We start from the raw sequence: 18,114 nt of genomic DNA on the forward strand, positions 1-18,114 counted from the left end.
TAAAATCTAGTGATTTTTTTCATAGAGGAGCGATAGCGTCATGGGAGAGTTAACGACAGCCAAGCGGATGATGATGATCGCGCTACTGGTTGTATTGTGGGGCATTTCTTGGCCCATTTATAAAGTGGCATTGGAATTCACACCTCCATTGTTGTTTGCAGGGCTACGTACACTGCTGGGCGGTCTGCTATTAGGAGCAATTTTAGTACCGAGATGGAATCGCATTCGTTGGAAAGAAAATTGGCGGGTGTATGCTATTTCAGGTATTTTTAACGTGGTACTGTTTTATGGCCTGCAAACAGTGGGACTGATGTACGTCCCCTCCGGCTTGTTTTCCGTGCTGGTATATCTCCAGCCTGTGCTGGTCGGCATTTTTGCATGGATGTGGCTAGGGGAAGCGATGTCCAGACTCAAGGTGCTTGGATTGGTCATCGGATTTTTGGGTGTTGCAGCTGTCAGTGTCGGCGGATTTTCAGGGCATGTGGCTGTGGCAGGTGTAATCATCGCCATTATTACAGCCGTGAGCTGGGCATTGGGAACGGTATATGTGAAAAAGGTAAACCAGCGTGTCGATTCGCTGTGGCTGGTTGCATTTCAATGTACACTGGGAGGCATCGTGCTGACGGGAGCTGGAACGGTGACGGAAAGCTGGTCAGATATCGTATGGAATGTCCCGTATGTGTCAGGGCTGATATTCGGCACGGTGCTGGGAATTTCACTTTCCTGGTTGCTGTATTTCACACTTGTTAATTCAGGGGATGCGAGTAAGGTTGCGTCTTATACGTTTTTGGTGCCTGTGATCTCGGTGTTTGTCAGCTCGTTGGTGCTGGGCGAAGCGATTACGGCTTTCCTGCTGATCGGGTTGATCTTAATCGGGCTTAGCATTTATTTGGTTAATCGCAGAGCGAGAGTAGTACGACAAGCTTGAACGTAGTAGTTGAAACAAAGAAATTGAAAGATACAACTTGAAACATAGAATTTGAAACAAAGTAACAACAAGGGACTCTTGCACAGTAGCAGGGTCCCTTTTTATATGCTAACAGGAGACACAGCTAAGTGGGCTATGACCTACCGAATTCGAGAGTTTAAGGGGTTTCCTCCCTGGGGAGTTGGTTAAAATTATGATATGGATGACAGCATACAACCAAGCAAAGAAGGGAGATGCGGACGATGGCACGAAAATTATTGATTACAGGTGCGGCAGGTACAATTGGGAAAGTATTGTATGAAGGGCTACAAGCGGAAGGTAAATATGAAATAACCGCTGCTGATGTGAAGAGGGATGAAGAGGCAGGGATTGTGGAAATGGATATACATGATGCTGCACGACTGGATGAGCTGACGCGCGGAGTGGATACGGTACTGCATTTTGCATGGATCAAGGATGAAGGGGATTTCCTCGGCAAAGTGCTGTCTGGCAATGTTAGCGGAGCCTACAAGCTGTATGAAGCTGCGGTGAAAAATGGGGTAAAGCGTATTGTTTTTGCCAGTTCCAATCATGCCACAGGGTTTTATAAAGTAGGCGAAAGCATAGATGTAGAAGATCCCTACCGACCAGACAGTTTTTATGGATTGAGTAAGTGCTACATTGAACTGTTGGGACGGCTGTATGCCGATCAGGGCAAAATATCTTCAATGAATATCCGTATCGGAAATTTTCCTGGGGATGATCGGCCCCATTCGGAGCGCGCCGCTCATATTTGGATTTCCGAGCGCGATATGATCCGTCTGACCGTCTGCTGTATCGAAGCTCGTCCGGAGATGAGTTATCTTAATTTGTACGGTACGTCAGCCAATACGGATAATTATTATGACATTGGCTACTTGGAAGAACTAATCGGATATAAGCCGCAGGATAATGCCGCTGAGCTGCTGGAGCAGGCCAAGAAAATCGGATTTCGGGTGAAACAGGATGAAACCACTTTTCAGGGTGGACAAAAGGAATAGAGTAGATCGTTCAAATATGCTTTGTGAATGGGCTCAAGGCGTCGATCAGGCGCCTCATATTACACAAAACTTCACAAATATCCGAATTGTTCACTCCTCAGGACACTCCTTTGTTCATGAAGCATGAGAGGCTTCACTTTTCATTTTGAATGCGCTTACATAAAATATAGTTATACGGCGGCGGTGCTACAAACCTTGCTGTCGGTAACGTACACAGAGGGGGAGTGACTCACATTGAATCAGCCTATGCCCAAAAATTCTGCAATGCTTGCAACGGATTCCCGCCTGAATGGTAAGAGGCTGGGAACGGGTAGAAAACACGGTTTTTTCTATGAACTGTTCCGCAATCGCGTATTATTTCTGATGTTGTTGCCCACTTTAATTTTTTTCTTCATTAATTCCTACATTCCTATGGTGGGTATTTATTATGCATTTACTCAGTTCGACTTTAATACCAGTCTGTTTGATGCCAAGTTCGTCGGACTCCAAAATTTTCGCTTTCTATGGCAATCCGGCACGCTGACAAAACTGACATTGAATACGGTCGGATACAACGCAGCGTTTATTTTACTCGGTAACGTGTTAGCGATTGTTCTCGCTATTTTGCTGAATGAACTGCGAGGCCGCTACTTTAAAAAGATTGCTCAATCCGTGATGTTCCTGCCTTATTTTGTTTCTTTCGTTATTCTAAGTGTCATCGTGTATAACATATTTAATTATGATAATGGTTTTCTGAATACGCTGCTGCTGCAATTTGGTGGTGAACGAGTGGATGTATACAACAAACCATGGGTATGGATTTTTCTGATTATCCTGTTCTATTTATGGAAAAATCTCGGCTACAGTATGGTGATCTATCTGGCAGCAATTACAGGGATCAGTGACGAATATTATGAGGCAGCTAAAATGGATGGAGCCAACATTTTTCAACGAATCTGGTACATTACCGTTCCGATGCTTAAATCGACATTCGTTGTGCTGCTGTTGTTTGCGCTTGGTAGTATTATGAAAGGACAATTTGATCTTTTCTATCAATTAATCGGCAACAATGGGGTGCTGTACAATACGACGGATATTTTGGACACTTATGTGTACCGTTCGCTTAAAGTGACTTTTGATGTGGGGATGGCTTCGGCGGCAGGCGTATACCAATCCTTGTTCGGCTTTGTACTGATCATGACCGTGAACTACATTATCCGCAAGTTGAACGACGAGTATGCCTTATTCTAGAAAGGAGGACCCAAACGGATGGCGATCAAAGAGGATGTATACACTCGAATTTTTAAAATTATCTCTTATGTGATTATCATTATTGCTTCCATTGCTTGTTTACTTCCATTTCTACTTATTATTTCGGCTTCACTGACCAGTAATGAATCGATTATCAGGGATGGATATCACTTTATACCACAGCAATTCTCACTGGAAGGTTACCGGACGGTGTTCACCTTTCCTGAAGAGGTGTTAAGGGCATACGGGGTGACGATTTTTACCACGGTTGTAGGCACGACGTTAGGCCTGTTCCTGATGACGATGGCAGGATATGTGCTGGCACGCAAAGATTTTAAATACCGCAATGCGTTTTCATTCTATATTTACTTTACGACGCTGTTTGGAGGCGGGTTGGTACCTTGGTACATTATGCTGACGAAGTATTTAGGATTGCTTGATACGTATACAGTGCTTATTTTCCCGGGATTGATGACTCCGTTTCTGATCATTTTGATGAAAAACTTCATTCGTTCCTCCATGCCGGAAGAGCTGTTCGAGTCCGCTAAAATTGACGGTGCGGGTGATTTTAAAATTTACTATCGAATTGTGCTGCCTTTATCTACACCGGGTATTGCCACTGTGGGGCTGTTTCTGGCCTTGGCTTACTGGAATGACTGGTTCTCATCCTCACTCTTTATTAACGATCCGCATAAATACCAGTTGCAATATTATCTGTATAATGTAATTAACTCCATGCAATTTATCGCTCAAATGGGTGCAGGTACTGGTGTGTCCCTTTCCAATGATATGCCGACAGAATCGACCAAAATGGCAATGGCGATCGTGGTTACTGGACCCATTTTGCTGCTGTACCCGTTCGTACAGCGCTATTTTGTTAAGGGATTGACCATTGGTGCGGTAAAAGGCTAAAGTGGCACTCAAGGACTGTGATGGCATGACGTGCTGACGTTGTGCCATCTAAATAGCACTCTTTGTAAGCGTTTTATTTAATCGGACTACCATTTCAAAGGGAGGATTCACATGACATTCACAAAGAAAAGAAAACAACGCATGTCCATCCTGATTGCAGTAATGGTCATCATGGCGCTATTAGCCGGATGTGGAGGAGGTAGCGGAAACAGCGCACAAAAAGCAAATGGAGAGGATGATAAATCCCAAAAAGTTCAGCTGCAATTTTATATGCTGGGGGATGCTCCTAAGGATCTGTCTACCATTGAGGCAGAGATTAATAAGTTGGCGGAAAAAGATCTGAATGCCACCGTCAAATTTAACTATACGACGTGGACAGACTGGGATCAAAAATATAAGCTGTTATTGTCTTCGGGTCAGCCTATCGACCTGATATTCACTGCAGATTGGACGCAGTATCAGGCCTATGCCAAGAAGGGCGCATTCCTGCCGCTAGACGATCTGCTGCCTAAGGCTGCACCTGCCTTGCAAAAATTTGTACCTCAGGACATGTGGGATGGAGTTAAAATCGGAGGCAAAATTTATACCGTGCCTGGCACGTATAAAGAGTATGTCACTAACGGCTTTGTATGGCGTGAGGATTTACGAGAGAAGTACAATTTGCCTAAACCGACAGATATCAAAAGTTACGAGGCTTATATGGATGGGATACGTCAGCATGAGCCAAATATGAAAACCGTATCTCTGAACAGCGATATCAAGGGAAATCTGCATGACCGATATACCGAATTAGTAACGAAGAGTGTAGGTGCCTTGCCTTATGGCATCGGTATTAAATATGAAAAACCAACAGAGGTTTATAAATATTGGGGCTCGGATGAACAAAAGGAAGAGCTGAACACTTACAAACGCTGGGCCGATAAAGGATTCATTCCTAAAAACGTATTAAACGTAAAAGATACGCTTCAGGATCAAGTGACTTCTGGTAAAGCGGCGAGTATTTTCGGTGACAATCCAACCCGGTTTAATGATATGGTCATTAAGCTCAAAGCATCTCACCCGGACTGGAAGCTCGAGTATTACCCATTCCCTTTGACGACAGGTTATGCAACTCCAGTGCATCCGATTCACAACGGCTTTGCAATTCCAAAAAGCAGCCCAAATCCGGCGCGCGCATTAGCTTTTTATGAAAAGCTTGTGACGGACAAACGCTATAACTTGCTCACGCAATATGGTATTGAAGGCAAAAACTACGAAGTCAAAGATGGTTACTATCATATGATAGGTAGCGGCAGTTCTAATGGATTTTCACGCGAAGGTATGAACAGTTGGGCTTGGCGTAACCCGGAATACATGCTGTTTGATTCTGGCTTTGACCGTGTGAAGAAAATTTTTGCCGAGCTGGATAAAATCCAGAAGCCTGACCTGTTTACCGGCTTTGCAGAGGACTACACGACATATCAAGCAGAAAAAGCAGCTCTAGAACAGGTTGAGAAGCAATATCTGTATCCGCTCCAAGCTGGACTGATCGACAATGTAGATCAAGGCTTGCAGACCTTCTTGCAAAAGGCAAACCAAGCTGGTTTGGAGAAAATCCAAACCGAATATACAAAACAATGGGAAGCCTATGTAAAGGAGAAGGGGATTAAATAAAACATAAAGAATTGTGATAAAGAAAAAAGCAAGTCTCCAGAAAGTTGGAGGCTTGCTTTTTAATGTCAGTTTATGTTTTTGGGAGCAATGTTCCGTTCTCAGAGTGGTCGTGTAGAGCGGTCTACTTATTGCGCATTTGCTTTAGAACGGCGAAAATCTGTCGGTGTTACGCCCAAGCTACGCTTGAACATGCGATGGAAATAAGAGCTACTCGCAAATCCGGTTTGTTCTGCTACTTCAGCTACAGACCAGTCGGTCTGTTCCAGCAGCTCACAGGCCTTGCGAATACGGAGTTGTTGGATGACGTCCACGATGGTAGACATGGTCTGTTGCTTATATAGCCTGCTGACATAGATCGGCGACATATCCAGCTCTTCCGCAATCTGATTGAGACAAAAATTGGGATCCGTATAGGCTTGCTCTATTCGTTCATTGATTTGCCGCACCAATCGTTCCTGCTTCGTGTTTCGTTTTTCCGATAGACTGGAGCGAATATGATCAAAGACCAATTGATAATGATCAATAAGATTCTCAGCGGTCTCTAACCGATCTGCGGATGGTAATTCAGGTTTAGTTTCTATAGCAAATCCATTGAGCTCACTGATATGCCGAACAGCATTATTCACACTCATGATGAGCCGGGATATCGCCACTTGAACAGAGGAAAACGGATATTTTTCCATATGCATCAATAATTCTTTGAACATACTGTGTGCATCCTCCGTATGACCAGACAGCAGCGTATCTAGCATTTTTTTCTCTTTATCGGCTGGATATACGTAAGTATTTTGGATATCCTCGTCTGTAGTGTTTTGCGCATTAATAATGCAGCCATGCCCCTGAAAAAATCGGTGCATAGATGCGTCTTGTACCTGGCGGTACAGCAGATGCAGCCGTTCTGGTTGACTCGTGATTGCACTGTAAGTCAGTGAAACGCTCAGCTTCAAATATTCAAAGCAAGCTTCACGTATTTGGCGTAATAAGGTTTCTAACAGTACAGTATCTGTATGTTCTGCGGGATCGAGAATGTTAAGCATCAGCAATACACTGTCCTCATCCATATCAACGGTCTCCACCCGGTACGTTTGTCCGCATATTTCAGAAGCAATGTTCATGATTGCAAACTTATAGGGTAGCAGATCAGGTCCACGTTCGCTTTGCCATCGGGTATATTCATCTATGCGCAGCAGCACAAGGCGGTAGTCTTTGTCGAACTGGAACGTAATCCCAAGCTCGCGTAATCGTTCCGGTTCTTCCCCGGCAGGAAGATTTCGGATTCCTCGGATCACATTCCGTAAAATGTTTTGTCGGATCGTGTACATGCTGTTTCGTTTCTCCGATTCCAGTGAATTCATATGCACAACAATTTGGCCAATAGGCGTATACAGCATTTTGGACAGCAGCCACGAAGCCACGAATCCTGCCAATGCAATGATGGCGGCTATCAGTAACATCGCATTACGAATGACACTTGCCATTTTGATAACGCTTTCATATGGTGTGACACTAATATACTGCCAACCTAGTCCATCCGGGGAGGTGTAGGAAATGAGTGATCTTTTACCATGAAAGTCTTCTACAAAATAGCCTGTTTCTTGTTTTTTGACTCTCGTGTGCAACCATAGCTGTTCTTTTTCGTTCAAAGTTTCGTCTGTCAATGTTGTACCAGACAACAGTCTGCCCTGATCGTCTAAAATATAAGCGGTCCCGCCTGAGATTGGATTCGCCGCCATTTCCTTGTTCATCCAGGCCGCCGACACATTCACAATCACAGCCGAATTTATCGCTTCGTTCGAGTTAATTGCGTCATAACATAAATACGTATAAGCTGCGATATCTGGGCTTGCTTGCTCTACTCCAGCTCCGGAGTCTGAGGCAGTCAGCAGCGGATACGTGCGTGGAATAGGCGTAAAGGGTTTATAGTCCTGATAATGATCCAGCACGCGAATGATATCTGTATCAGCCAGTTCATGTTTGCTGAATAACCCGTTTTGACCTTGTGAGGACGCAATGTAGAAGGTGCCGCTTTTAGGGTTAAACACGTAGATGGATTCGATATACGGCATGGAGTTAAGATAATTGTTCAATTCGGTCATGGCAGCGGTTACATCATATACATTAGGTTTTGGATAATACAACAACTTGGACAGGGTACTGCTGCGATACATTTGAAATGCCAAAGATTGAGCAATAGATGTCATGTTAATAACTTCTTTGCTTCTCAACGTCAAGCTGTTGTGATTGGCCTCGAATGCCTGCTCCTTTTCCACGCGAATATAGTAAAAATAATACACAGTGGTGGATACCAGCAACGTTAGCGTAATACATAACGTAATGCTGACCAGCAATTTGCTGTGAAGCTTGTGATGCTTTTTGAAATTGCTCATATGAACAGGCCTCCTGTCTGTGTGCACGTAGCTGTAAAGTACACCCTATTTATGTATTCATTATACGTGTGATCTTGTGAACAGGACAGTGAACAAACCGATTCTTTGTGAAAAATAATGATTTTTTCGCAAAAAGGCCAGGAACACTTATACGCATTGGATTGCGTCGGTTCCCGGCCGGGTTTGTCTATTCAAATAAAAGAAGGAAAGATGACGGTACTGCAATTAGTCAGGAAATTGAACGTTACCTTTAACGATATAGGCTCCACCTGTACCATTTTCTGCTAGAGCTGGGATTGTATCGTTCAGCACGACACCACGAATGTCCGTAATCCGTATTTTCAGAGGTTGTTTTCCTAAGTTAGTACCTAGAAAGTGGTTGTAATCCTGTTTTTCGAGATTGAGCCATTGTCCGTTTTGTTGGACTTCCATCTTCAAGACCGGATATTTATGATTGCGTACTTGAATGGCTGCCCACCATTGGCTGCTGCCTTCTTTAATGCGGTAGGAGACATTGCCGTTAACCGGAGCTTTGACAACTTTCCATGATATATTGATTTTTCCGTCTATTTGATTGCCAATCAGGTTGAACGCGTTTGGAGACAGATCGAGCGCGCCACTTGGACCTTCAGGGTAAAGATCAGTTACATATACGGTTGTTTTCCCTTTGGGACCTTGAACTTCCAAATAGGCTCCAGCTAATGCAGCTTTGATTCCGTTATAATTCAGTTGTGTGCGGTTAAGCGCTGTAATTTTGGCATCCGAAGGGATGGGATCAAGCAGTAATGCCCCTCCAGAGTAACCTGATCCTGTATATGTGGCGTACCCCGTGTATGTATCATTCCAAGCAGCTGAAGCGGGAAGGGCGAATAATACAAGACTTAGCAACGATGTCAGACCAATGGTTTTGAACTTTCGGAACGTCGATATTTTTTGCATAACATTTCCTCCTTATTCATTTAATAGATTCATATAGTAAATATAAACACTATATTACCTAATATTTCAAATTGTACAATAGGACTTTGAGGCAAAAAGAAAATATTGAAGATGTTTGTCAACATACTCATAGGCCATATGGCGTGTTTTTTAAGAAATGGTTGTACAGATAAAGAATAAGGGGAGGATTAAGTAATGGGGACGAAACTAGGACTTTTGAATGAAGTCTTTTAAATAGAATAAGCGAACTATTGTTCTCCTTTTGTTTGTCGTATACAATCGAATTATGCTGATTCAAATGGAGTGATGTTGAACTCTGTTGTATGCTGCAACGAAAGGATGTTTTGCACCATGATGGGAAGAGCCCATTTGATTATTGGAACCGGGGTCTCCCTGTCGGTATTGGCTTTAAGTGGATACGAAGTGACCCCGGCTGCCGTGGCAGCTGCTGTGGTCGGCTCACTGTTGCCGGATATTGACGAGCCTAACTCCATGCTCGTGAGTCGTGCGCTGCCAACCAAAATGCTTAGGCTTGTACAGCTTCTAATGATTGGGGCTGCTGGTTGGGTATTTTTCACCCGTTTGGCTCCACCGCCATGGAATCTTGTGTTGGCTTTGCTGATGATCAGTGCTTCTTTTATGCCTTCACGATCCATGCGCAAGGTTATTATCTTTCTAATTGGTATCGGCCTAGCCTGGTATGGAGAATCATATGCACCGTGGAATTATATCGCCGGCTGTCTGCTGATCATTTGTACGTTAGTCCCACACCGGGGATTGACACATACGGTATATGGGACAGTCGCATGGACTGCGCTGCTTTATGGTACGACACGTTTGCACGGTGACAGCATATGGCTGGCTGGAGGTCTAGCGTACTTGCTGCATTTACTGGCAGATTCCTTGACGAATAATGGAATCAAACCTTTGCCGCCGTTCAAATGGAAGTTGCGATTTAAATTGATGAGTACCGGAACCCGGAAGGGAGCTAAGATAGAAAACGTCTGTATTGCTTTAACTACTGTACTTGTAGTGATTGCTTTGCTTCGTTATAAGCATTTGATTTGATATATTCTATCTTTTGTTTCTATTAAATTAAAAAAACAGTCAATGCACGTTGTACGTGTCTTGACTGTTTTTTTATAGATTGCGATTCTCTCTTACAACTTAGGTTCGTTCAATAATGGTATTCAGCGTTGTACGATCCAGATTTTGAACCAGCTTGATGATCAGCTCTTTGGCTGCATCATAATCATCAGTGTGAATAATAGACGAAGAAGTATGGATGTATCGTCCACAGATGCCTATGACAGTGGATGGCACGCCAATTCCGCTCAAGTGCACTTGACCTGCATCGGTTCCCCCTGTGGAGATGAAATATTGATACTTGATTTTGTGAGTTTCCGCCATGTCTTGCACGTATTCCACAATCCCGCGATGTGTAATCATACCCGGATCAAATACCCGCAGCAGTGCGCCTTTACCGAGGTGCCCGTAAGCATTCGGGTCGCCGCCCATATCGTTGGCTGCACTGCAATCCAGTGCAAAGAATATATCCGGCTGAATCAGATTGGCCGCTGTGCGTGCACCACGCAGTCCCACTTCTTCTTGAACAGTGGCCCCCGCATATAATGTATTGGGAAGCTTGTCTTTTTCTTTATGTAACGCTTCAAGCAGTTCAATAGCCAAGCCTACACCGTAGCGGTTATCCCACGCTTTAGCCATGATTTTTTTAGGATTTGCCAGTGGAGTGAAATCACAGATCGGCGCAATGGCCGTTCCTGGTACGATCCCCAGATCTTGCGCTTCTTGTCTGCTGTCTACGCCGATATCCAGATACATATGCTTGATGTCCATAGGTTTGCTGCGTTGCGATTCATCCAGCAAATGAGGCGAGACAGAGCCAACTACACCGATAACTGGGCCTTTTGGAGTCAATACTTGAAGACGTTGTGACATAATGGCTTGGCTCCACCAGCCTCCAACCGGCTGAAAACGAATCATTCCAGTTTCCGTAATACCATTCACGATAAAACCGACTTCATCCAGATGGCCTGCCACCATTACACGTGGTCCACTCTCTTGACCGCGTAGCACCCCAAAAAGACTTCCCAATCGATCTTGCACGATTTCATCGGTATAACCGGATATTCGTTCCTTAACCCATGCCCGCAACTCACGCTCATGTCCAGGAATGGAAGGAAACTCCGTTAAGGTTTTAAACAATTCCAATGTTTTTGATTCCATGATGTATACCTCACTCCTTATTAATTAACCAGTGGTCGTCATGTATTCAGTATGAATGGATTTGTATCGAATGTCCACGATATCATTTTCCTGACATAACATTTCTCCAAAAAGCTCATAATGAAAAAGACCCAAGCAATTCGAACCGCCAAGCGCGAAAACTTACAGATAAGGGGTGGTGAATGATGCCAGCTAAATCCGGGCAGCGCGGTTTTCGTACCAATACGTCGCCGCTGTCCATAAATGAGAAGGACTATCAGAATATTTCACAAAAGCATGAACCCTCGAGAAAAGTATTTGCCAATTGTGTGCGCGCTTTTCTGGTTGGAGGCGGGATCTGTGTGATTGGACAGGCGATTCAAGAGGCTTTTATGGCAGGAATGCACATATCAGCCAAGGAGGCCGCCCCGCCGACCTCATCCATGATGATCTTGCTGGCGGTCATATTAACCAGTATCGGGGTTTACGATAAGGTTGCTCAATGGGCAGGAGCAGGAACCGCTGTGCCCATTACAGGCTTTGCTAACTCCATGTGTTCGGCTGCATTGGAATATCGTTCTGAGGGACTGGTGCTCGGAGTGGGCGCCAATATGTTCAAACTTGCAGGCTCGGTTGTCGTATTCGGGGTGGTGGCTGCATTTATCGTAGGCGTTATATATGCCATCCTTGGTGTGGGAGGCAATCACTTATGAGAAGACAGGGAGGACAAACCTGGAAGTTTGAATCAAGACCGCGCATCATTGGAAGTGCCACTGTTGTGGGCCCGGATGAAGGAGAGGGGCCGTTGTCCACAGATTTTGATTATATTTATGACAACATAGAAATCAACGAGAAAACGTGGGAAAAAGCGGAACGTAGATTGATTGAGCATTCTACAGAGCTGGCGCTAATTAATGCCAATTTGAACAAAGAAGAAGTGCAGTTTTTTATTAGTGGTGATCTGATGAATCAGATTATCAGTAGCTCCTTCTCGGCTAGCAAGCTGGCTATTCCCTATTTGGGTGTTTTTGGAGCCTGTTCAACATCAATGGAAAGCTTAGCCTTAGCCGCACTTATTGTGGACTCAGAGGCCGGTGACTACGTGATGGCGGGTACGACCAGCCATAACTGTACTGTAGAAAAACAATTCCGCTATCCTAATGAATACGGATCACAGAAGCCCCCTACGGCTCAGTATACTGTTACCGGTTCCGGCGCCGCAATTGTAGGACATGCCAAGTCAGGGACGGTGGTGGATTGTGCTACCATTGGACGTGTAATGGACATGGGTATTAAAGACCCCTTTAATATGGGTGGAGCCATGGCTCCCGCGGCTGCGGATACGCTGTTGTCTCATTTTCGAGATACTGGCCGTGACCCTGGTTACTATGATCTCATTGTAACGGGCGATTTAGCCTCAGTGGGGCTACCGATTGCCAAGGAGCTGCTCAAAAAAGATGGGTTCGATATGAATCAGACGGAATTTAATGATTGCGGTTTACTGATTTACGATATCAATAAGCAAAAGAAAGTCATTGCAGGAGGCAGTGGTTGTGGCTGCTCGGCTGTTGTAACCTACGGGCATTTGTTGAAGCGGATCGAAAAAGGAGAGCTGCAAAAGGTACTGGTCGTGGCAACCGGAGCGTTATTATCTCCTTTGACTACACAGCAGGGTGAAAGCATTCCTTGTGTTGCACATGCTGTAGCTTTTGAAGCGGGAGGAACAGTATGATATTTCTATGGGCTTTTTTAGTGGGTGGTGCCATTTGTGTCGTGGGCCAGTTGATGATGGATGTGTTCAAAATGACGCCGGCACATACGATGAGTACGTTGGTGGTTGCAGGTGCAATTGCTGATGCTGTTGGGATATACGATCCGCTTATTAAATTTGCGGGTGCGGGTGCGACCATTCCAATTACCAGTTTTGGTAACTCACTTGTACATGGCGCATTAACCGAATTGGAGAAGGACGGATGGCTGGGTGTCATTACAGGGATCTTTAGTCTGACAAGTGCAGGAATTTCCTCTGCGATTATTTTCTCTTTTCTGGCATGCTTGTTTGTTCGTCCAAAAGGAAGCATATAAAAGCAGCGTACTTTAGATTTGACATAAAAATAAATGATTATAAACATGTGCCCTTCGGATCTAATGACCGAAGGGTTTTTAATTGTTCTGCACATGAAAGATCGAAAGAAGGATGGAGTTTGAATAATACGGGCAGGGGTTAAGTGTACTCTGTGCCCACCTTCATGTACAATAATAGGAAACATGTTGCTATCTAGGAGGTTTACAGAGCTATGCCCGTACGTCAAGAATCTGTGCAGATTGTATCTGCAATCCGTTCTAATCTGGAATCATGTATATTAGGTAAATCCTTTGAAATAAAATTACTGCTTACGGCTATGCTGGCGGGTGGACACATTCTGATCGAGGATGTTCCGGGTACGGGAAAAACGCAAATGATCAAGGCTCTTGCCAAATCCATGCGCGGTGATTACCGCCGTGTTCAATGTAATCCTGATATTCTCCCGAGTGATATTACAGGGGTATCCATATTTCATCCACGGGACGAGCGTTTTTATTTCCGTCCGGGTCCTGTGATGACTAATATTTTGCTGGCGGATGAAATTAACCGAGCGACGACGAAAACCCAGTCGGCTCTGCTGGAGGTTATGGAGGAACGCAGTGTGACAGTGGATGGGGACACTCATATGTTGCCTCATCCTTTTATGCTGTGTGCGACACAAAATCCGATTGATTTTGAAGGCACCTATATGCTGCCGGAAGCACAGTTAGATCGTTTTATGCTCAAAATCAGCTTGGGTTATCCTGACATGGAGACGGAGCGAAACATGCTGCTTCATCATCAGGCAGGCCAGCCAGCAGACCGTCTGGAGGCTGTAGCTCATATGGAGCAGATTGCTGACATCCAGCAGGAAATTAGAGGAATTTATATGGACGAAGCAGTGACGTCCTATTTACTTGATATCGTGCGTGCGACAAGAGAACATCCATCCGTGCTGCTGGGAGCAAGCCCCCGGGCGGCGCTTGCTTTTGTAATGGCTGCGAAGGCATACGCTTTTCTAGACAACCGTGACTATGTGCTGCCTGATGATGTGAAGGCGCTGGCACCTTATGTGCTAACGCATCGTTTGTTGCTGCGTCCCGAGGCGCGTCTGGACAGTTCCAGTGCCCAGTCCGTGCTGCAGGCTGTCCTTCGGCAGGTTCATGTACCCGTACGAATGGAGCGTCCTTAGGGAATGAATATGGTCAAAAGGAAGCGCAGGCTTCCCCGGCTGTCAGGCCGCATCTGGCTTCTGGGGGTCATATGGGTGGTGTGCCTGCTATATTTGTTGTTTCAGGGCGGCAAGACGTCGGTCATGCTGTTGTCTATGGTTACGCTGTTAATCGTTTATTTATGGATCGTTGGTCTGAGCGGAGTTCGCCGTGTGCAAGGCTCCCGGCAGCTTTCGCAAGGCTCGCAGTTTGGAGAACTGCTGCATGCGGGAGATCAGGTGCATGTAAAGCTGAGCCTCAGCATTCCTGGTTTTCTTCCGTTACCCTATGTCATTGTCCGTGAGGTCCTCAAGCGACATACAGGTGAATCCTGGTCGTTTGAGGACAGTGTCATTCCCAGTCTAAAAGGGGGCGGTCAGCTTACATTTCAGACTCCCGCTTTAGAACGAGGAAGCTACCACTTTGAGGAAACTGAATGTGTGAGTGAGGACATCTTCGGCCTGTTGGAGCACAAAGGCAGCTTGAACGCACGCGGTGAATTTCGGGTGCTGCCCCGAACGGTATTCATTCCGTATTGGCAGATGAATGACCGTCGCTCAAGGATGTCTGGACCGCAGACCGTTCAAACTCGAACGCGGCGTGAAACGACACAAATTAACGGTGTACGGGACTATGTGTATGGAGATCGGTTTTCGCGCATCCACTGGAATGCGACGGCGCGTACAGGTAGCTGGAAATCCAAGGAATTTGAGCATGAGACCGTTCCCAAAACGATGCTTGTGCTGGACGTACACATGAAGCATTATGTAAACGCCGAACAGTTTGAGCTAGCTGTATCCTCTACCGCTTCATTGCTGGAATATGGTGGACGGGAGCGAATGGGGGTTGGATTGTGCACAGCTGGAGAGAAAGGTACCGTCTTTCAGCCAAGTGAGCAGACAATGGAACGACAACGAATGATGCATCACTTGGTAGACATATACACAACTTCACAAGGTAGCTTGAAATCCGCTGTAGAAAGCAGTGTACGCAAGTTTCCGCAAGGCTGTTATTTTATACTGATTAGTCCGCTGAGGGATTATCAGGCGATGGAGCTTCTTCGCTGGGCCGATACCCGGGGGATGACTCCGTGCCACGTCTATATCGGAGAAGGTTCTGCTGAGGGAGAAGCTGAAGAATGGATAAGCATGCTTCGTGCAAGGGGAATCAAGGGCTACGATGTTGAGAGCCTTGAAGAGCTCCCGGCTGTAATGGGGGGAGGGACACTATGAAGAGCTGGTTACAATCGTTAAAGGGTTCCTGGGCTCCCGCTTTTACATTTTTATGGATTATTATTATTGCCATGCAATGGGTTTCTTTTGCTTCCGAATTATGGCTGGAAGAGACAAGAGCACTTGTACTGATGACCATTACGATGCTGGCTCTGGTGAAGATTGTACTACCATTTCGTCCTTGGATTGAATTTATTGTTAAGGCGGCGGCGCTGTTTTTTATTTTGTATCGGACATTGGTGTCTTACTCCATCATTATCCCCTTCGGAGGGGTAGCCAATCGCCTGGACCAATTTATATCCAATATGTCTCCTTATATTTGGTTTTCCCTTATCGCTTGGCTAGTTATTGAAATGGTGCCGCTCATCGTTACAACGAAGCAACGGATTCTTGTTTTTGTGGGTATTAATATTGCCGCGCTGGCAGTGCTTGATTCCTTCACGCCAACTGTGCTGTGGGAGGAGGTTGCTTGGATCGTCTTTGCTGGTATGGGTTGGCTAGTGACACAGCATCTGCAGTATTTTCGGCAGCATTATCCTCAAGGGTGGAAGCATATTCGGCGCTATCCATATAAAATAGCAGCCAATATTGCGGTCATTTTTGCGCTCATTATTATGGCTGGTGTCAATATGCCTGAGGTACAGCCAGCTTTGACGGATCCCTATACAGCGTGGACCCAGAGAGATAGCTCAACCACCGCTGGGATCAGCAATGGATCTGGGGCACTGAATCAGCGGATGAACACCGCATCGGGTTATAGTCGCCAGGATAATCGGTTGGGTGGAGGTTTTAATTTTGATTATTCTCCTGTCATGACCATCACGACCACTCAGCGAAGCTATTGGCGGGGGGAAACGAAACGAACCTATTCCGGTACAGGCTGGAGTGACGGGGGCAACGATGATCAAACGCTAAATGATGTGCCGATGACCGCAGAGCTTGAAAACACACAAGAAACGCGGCATTCGACTGAGCAGGTCGTTCAGACCATTACGATGCAAAACGACCAGAGCTATCCTGTTTTGTTTGGCGCCTATTCGGTGCAGCGTGTTCAATCGGTGGACAGAGATTCACGGGCAGACGGGTTACGTTGGAATCCGGAACAGGCGGAGCTGCTTTGGAATCCATCCTCCCGAAGAACTGCTTATCCTAAAACGTATACTCTGGTATCGCATGTCCCTGTGATCCCTGAGAAAGAGCTACGCACAAAAACTTTTAATGAGTTGTACGGAAAAAACAAACAGGAAGCCTATCTACAAATTCCAAATGAGTTGCCACAGCGGGTTCGTGATTTGGCTCAGAACGTAACGTCAACGGCGAAAACGCCGTATGAAAAAGTCGGATTACTACAGCAGTATTTGCAGCAAAATTATGCATATACGAACAATCCGGACCTCTCACGGAAAAGAAGCAGAGATTTTGTGGATGCCTTTCTGTTTGAGATTCGGGAGGGCTATTGCGATTATTATTCCACCTCATTAGTCATGATGGCTCGCTCTGTTGGGGTTCCAGCCCGCTGGGTTAAAGGGTATGCACCTGGTCAGCAGACGTTTTCAGATGATGCAACAACGGGCGAAAGTGACGAAAATATGTCCTCTTACTCCGTGACAAATGCGGATGCTCATTCCTGGGCGGAAGTATATTTAGGTGAATACGGTTGGGTCCCTGTAGAAGCTACGCCTGGCTTTGATATGCCACTGCTTACGGAACAGGAGGATTCAAAGACTCCAGAAGCCCCTGAGGTTAAAGATCAGCCTGAACCAGAACAGCCTGAGCAGACCCCGCAGACTAATCCGGAGGAAGGTTCAAAGATTCATCCTGTAATTATAGGTTCTGCTGCTGCAATTCTGCTGCTGTGGGCTGCTTATATCGTCTGGCGTAATCGGGCAGACATTCACTTTTACCTGCTGCGCTTACGCAGAGGTAAGCCGCTGACTCCGGATGAAAAGGTGGTCGTCGAAACTGAGCACTGGTTAAGGTACATGCGAAGAAGGGGATTTGTCCGCGCCAGTCACGAGACGCTGAGGGAATCAGTTGATAGATGGTCGCTAGAAGTACCGGAACACGCTTCAATTTTACATCAGCTGCTTGGACGATTTGAACAAGCGCGTTATAGTCCCTCATCTGTAACCGCAGAAGATTGGCATATGGTTCGCCAGCAAGCCTCCCTGTTACATAAAGAAGGATGGATTAAACGTTGGGCTGGACGAAAAGCTGCGTCGGATCAGAAGGATCAAGACTAGTCTATTTTTGATTAGGGTCAAACGCCGTCTATTTTAATCTTTAGCTATATATTTAGTGAAAAAGCTGTC

The 18,114-nt window shown here is 45.6% G+C and carries 15 protein-coding genes; 12 read left to right on the plus strand and 3 right to left on the minus strand.

Annotation, left to right across the window (positions count from 1 at the left end; all coding sequences use genetic code 11):
- Nucleotides 1-40: 40 nt before the first annotated feature.
- The 5 genes from C1T21_RS20645 to C1T21_RS20665 all read left to right on the plus strand — a co-directional run bounded on the left by C1T21_RS20645 (nt 41) and on the right by C1T21_RS20665 (nt 5,742).
- On the plus strand, nt 41-928 hold the full coding sequence (locus C1T21_RS20645) for a DMT family transporter (RefSeq protein ID WP_103049568.1): 888 nt from the start codon (nt 41-43) through the stop codon (nt 926-928).
- Between the two features lie 242 nt (nt 929-1,170).
- Nucleotides 1,171-1,947 carry an NAD-dependent epimerase/dehydratase family protein gene (locus tag C1T21_RS20650; RefSeq protein ID WP_103049569.1) on the plus strand — a complete coding sequence of 259 codons (777 nt, stop codon included), beginning with the start codon at nt 1,171-1,173 and terminating at the stop codon, nt 1,945-1,947.
- A 234-nt stretch (nt 1,948-2,181) separates the two neighbouring features.
- Nucleotides 2,182-3,177: an ABC transporter permease gene (locus C1T21_RS20655; RefSeq protein ID WP_061830390.1), complete on the plus strand. Its 996-nt coding sequence runs from the start codon at nt 2,182-2,184 to the stop codon at nt 3,175-3,177.
- Between the two features lie 18 nt (nt 3,178-3,195).
- Nucleotides 3,196-4,089: a carbohydrate ABC transporter permease gene (locus C1T21_RS20660; RefSeq protein WP_103049570.1), complete on the plus strand. Its 894-nt coding sequence runs from the start codon at nt 3,196-3,198 to the stop codon at nt 4,087-4,089.
- Between the two features lie 111 nt (nt 4,090-4,200).
- On the plus strand, nt 4,201-5,742 hold the full coding sequence (locus C1T21_RS20665; RefSeq protein ID WP_103049571.1) for an extracellular solute-binding protein: 1,542 nt from the start codon (nt 4,201-4,203) through the stop codon (nt 5,740-5,742).
- Nucleotides 5,743-5,867: 125 nt separating this feature from the next.
- Here the strand turns inward: C1T21_RS20665 and C1T21_RS20670 are convergent, their stop codons facing one another.
- Nucleotides 5,868-8,129, minus strand: a complete 2,262-nt coding sequence (locus C1T21_RS20670; RefSeq protein WP_103049572.1) for an AraC family transcriptional regulator — start codon at nt 8,127-8,129, stop codon at nt 5,868-5,870.
- A 225-nt stretch (nt 8,130-8,354) separates the two neighbouring features.
- Nucleotides 8,355-9,068 (minus strand): expansin ExlX, encoded by a 714-nt coding sequence (gene exlX / locus C1T21_RS20675; RefSeq protein WP_103049573.1) that lies wholly within the window; start codon nt 9,066-9,068, stop codon nt 8,355-8,357.
- Between the two features lie 351 nt (nt 9,069-9,419).
- Between exlX and C1T21_RS20680 the strand changes: the two genes are divergently transcribed.
- On the plus strand, nt 9,420-10,136 hold the full coding sequence (locus C1T21_RS20680; protein WP_103049574.1) for a metal-dependent hydrolase: 717 nt from the start codon (nt 9,420-9,422) through the stop codon (nt 10,134-10,136).
- Between the two features lie 99 nt (nt 10,137-10,235).
- Here C1T21_RS20680 and C1T21_RS20685 read toward each other — a convergent pair whose 3' ends face one another.
- The gene (locus C1T21_RS20685) at nt 10,236-11,315 is read right to left on the minus strand and encodes a M42 family metallopeptidase (protein ID WP_075154477.1); all 1,080 of its coding nucleotides are present in this window, start codon (nt 11,313-11,315) and stop codon (nt 10,236-10,238) included.
- A gap of 185 nt (nt 11,316-11,500) precedes the next feature.
- Here C1T21_RS20685 and spoVAC point away from each other — a divergent pair, with 185 nt between their 5' ends.
- The 6 genes from spoVAC to C1T21_RS20715 all read left to right on the plus strand — a co-directional run bounded on the left by spoVAC (nt 11,501) and on the right by C1T21_RS20715 (nt 18,045).
- Nucleotides 11,501-12,007, plus strand: coding sequence for a stage V sporulation protein AC (gene spoVAC / locus C1T21_RS20690; RefSeq protein ID WP_103049575.1), 507 nt, complete (start codon nt 11,501-11,503; stop codon nt 12,005-12,007).
- A complete protein-coding gene (gene spoVAD / locus C1T21_RS20695) occupies nt 12,004-13,026 on the plus strand; it encodes a stage V sporulation protein AD (RefSeq protein ID WP_023989537.1) in 1,023 nt (340 codons plus the stop codon). The genes spoVAC and spoVAD overlap by 4 nt, the downstream gene beginning before the upstream one ends.
- Nucleotides 13,023-13,379, plus strand: coding sequence for a stage V sporulation protein AE (gene spoVAE, locus C1T21_RS20700; protein WP_013311204.1), 357 nt, complete (start codon nt 13,023-13,025; stop codon nt 13,377-13,379). The genes spoVAD and spoVAE overlap by 4 nt, the downstream gene beginning before the upstream one ends.
- Nucleotides 13,380-13,591: 212 nt before the next feature.
- The gene (locus C1T21_RS20705) at nt 13,592-14,551 is read left to right on the plus strand and encodes an AAA family ATPase (protein ID WP_103049576.1); all 960 of its coding nucleotides are present in this window, start codon (nt 13,592-13,594) and stop codon (nt 14,549-14,551) included.
- A gap of 3 nt (nt 14,552-14,554) precedes the next feature.
- A complete protein-coding gene (locus C1T21_RS20710; RefSeq protein WP_103049577.1) occupies nt 14,555-15,802 on the plus strand; it encodes a DUF58 domain-containing protein in 1,248 nt (415 codons plus the stop codon).
- Nucleotides 15,799-18,045, plus strand: a complete 2,247-nt coding sequence (locus tag C1T21_RS20715) for a transglutaminase TgpA family protein (RefSeq protein ID WP_103049578.1) — start codon at nt 15,799-15,801, stop codon at nt 18,043-18,045. Before C1T21_RS20710 ends, C1T21_RS20715 begins: the two co-directional genes overlap by 4 nt.
- The last annotated feature ends 69 nt before the right edge of the window (nt 18,046-18,114 follow it).

The organism is Paenibacillus sp. F4 (assembly GCF_002894905.1).
Taxonomy (GTDB): Bacteria; Bacillota; Bacilli; order Paenibacillales; family Paenibacillaceae; genus Paenibacillus; species Paenibacillus polymyxa_B.

Coding starts and splice junctions, on each gene's coding strand:
- C1T21_RS20645 (WP_103049568.1), top strand. CDS start 41: ATGGGAGAGTTAACGACAGCCAAGCGGATGATGATGATCGCGCTACTG.
- C1T21_RS20650 (WP_103049569.1), top strand. CDS start 1,171: ATGGCACGAAAATTATTGATTACAGGTGCGGCAGGTACAATTGGGAAA.
- C1T21_RS20660 (WP_103049570.1), top strand. CDS start 3,196: ATGGCGATCAAAGAGGATGTATACACTCGAATTTTTAAAATTATCTCT.
- C1T21_RS20665 (WP_103049571.1), top strand. CDS start 4,201: ATGACATTCACAAAGAAAAGAAAACAACGCATGTCCATCCTGATTGCA.
- C1T21_RS20670 (WP_103049572.1), bottom strand. CDS start 8,129: ATGAGCAATTTCAAAAAGCATCACAAGCTTCACAGCAAATTGCTGGTC.
- exlX (WP_103049573.1), bottom strand. CDS start 9,068: ATGCAAAAAATATCGACGTTCCGAAAGTTCAAAACCATTGGTCTGACA.
- C1T21_RS20680 (WP_103049574.1), top strand. CDS start 9,420: ATGATGGGAAGAGCCCATTTGATTATTGGAACCGGGGTCTCCCTGTCG.
- C1T21_RS20685 (WP_075154477.1), bottom strand. CDS start 11,315: ATGGAATCAAAAACATTGGAATTGTTTAAAACCTTAACGGAGTTTCCT.
- spoVAC (WP_103049575.1), top strand. CDS start 11,501: ATGCCAGCTAAATCCGGGCAGCGCGGTTTTCGTACCAATACGTCGCCG.
- spoVAD (WP_023989537.1), top strand. CDS start 12,004: ATGAGAAGACAGGGAGGACAAACCTGGAAGTTTGAATCAAGACCGCGC.
- spoVAE (WP_013311204.1), top strand. CDS start 13,023: ATGATATTTCTATGGGCTTTTTTAGTGGGTGGTGCCATTTGTGTCGTG.
- C1T21_RS20705 (WP_103049576.1), top strand. CDS start 13,592: ATGCCCGTACGTCAAGAATCTGTGCAGATTGTATCTGCAATCCGTTCT.
- C1T21_RS20710 (WP_103049577.1), top strand. CDS start 14,555: ATGAATATGGTCAAAAGGAAGCGCAGGCTTCCCCGGCTGTCAGGCCGC.
- C1T21_RS20715 (WP_103049578.1), top strand. CDS start 15,799: ATGAAGAGCTGGTTACAATCGTTAAAGGGTTCCTGGGCTCCCGCTTTT.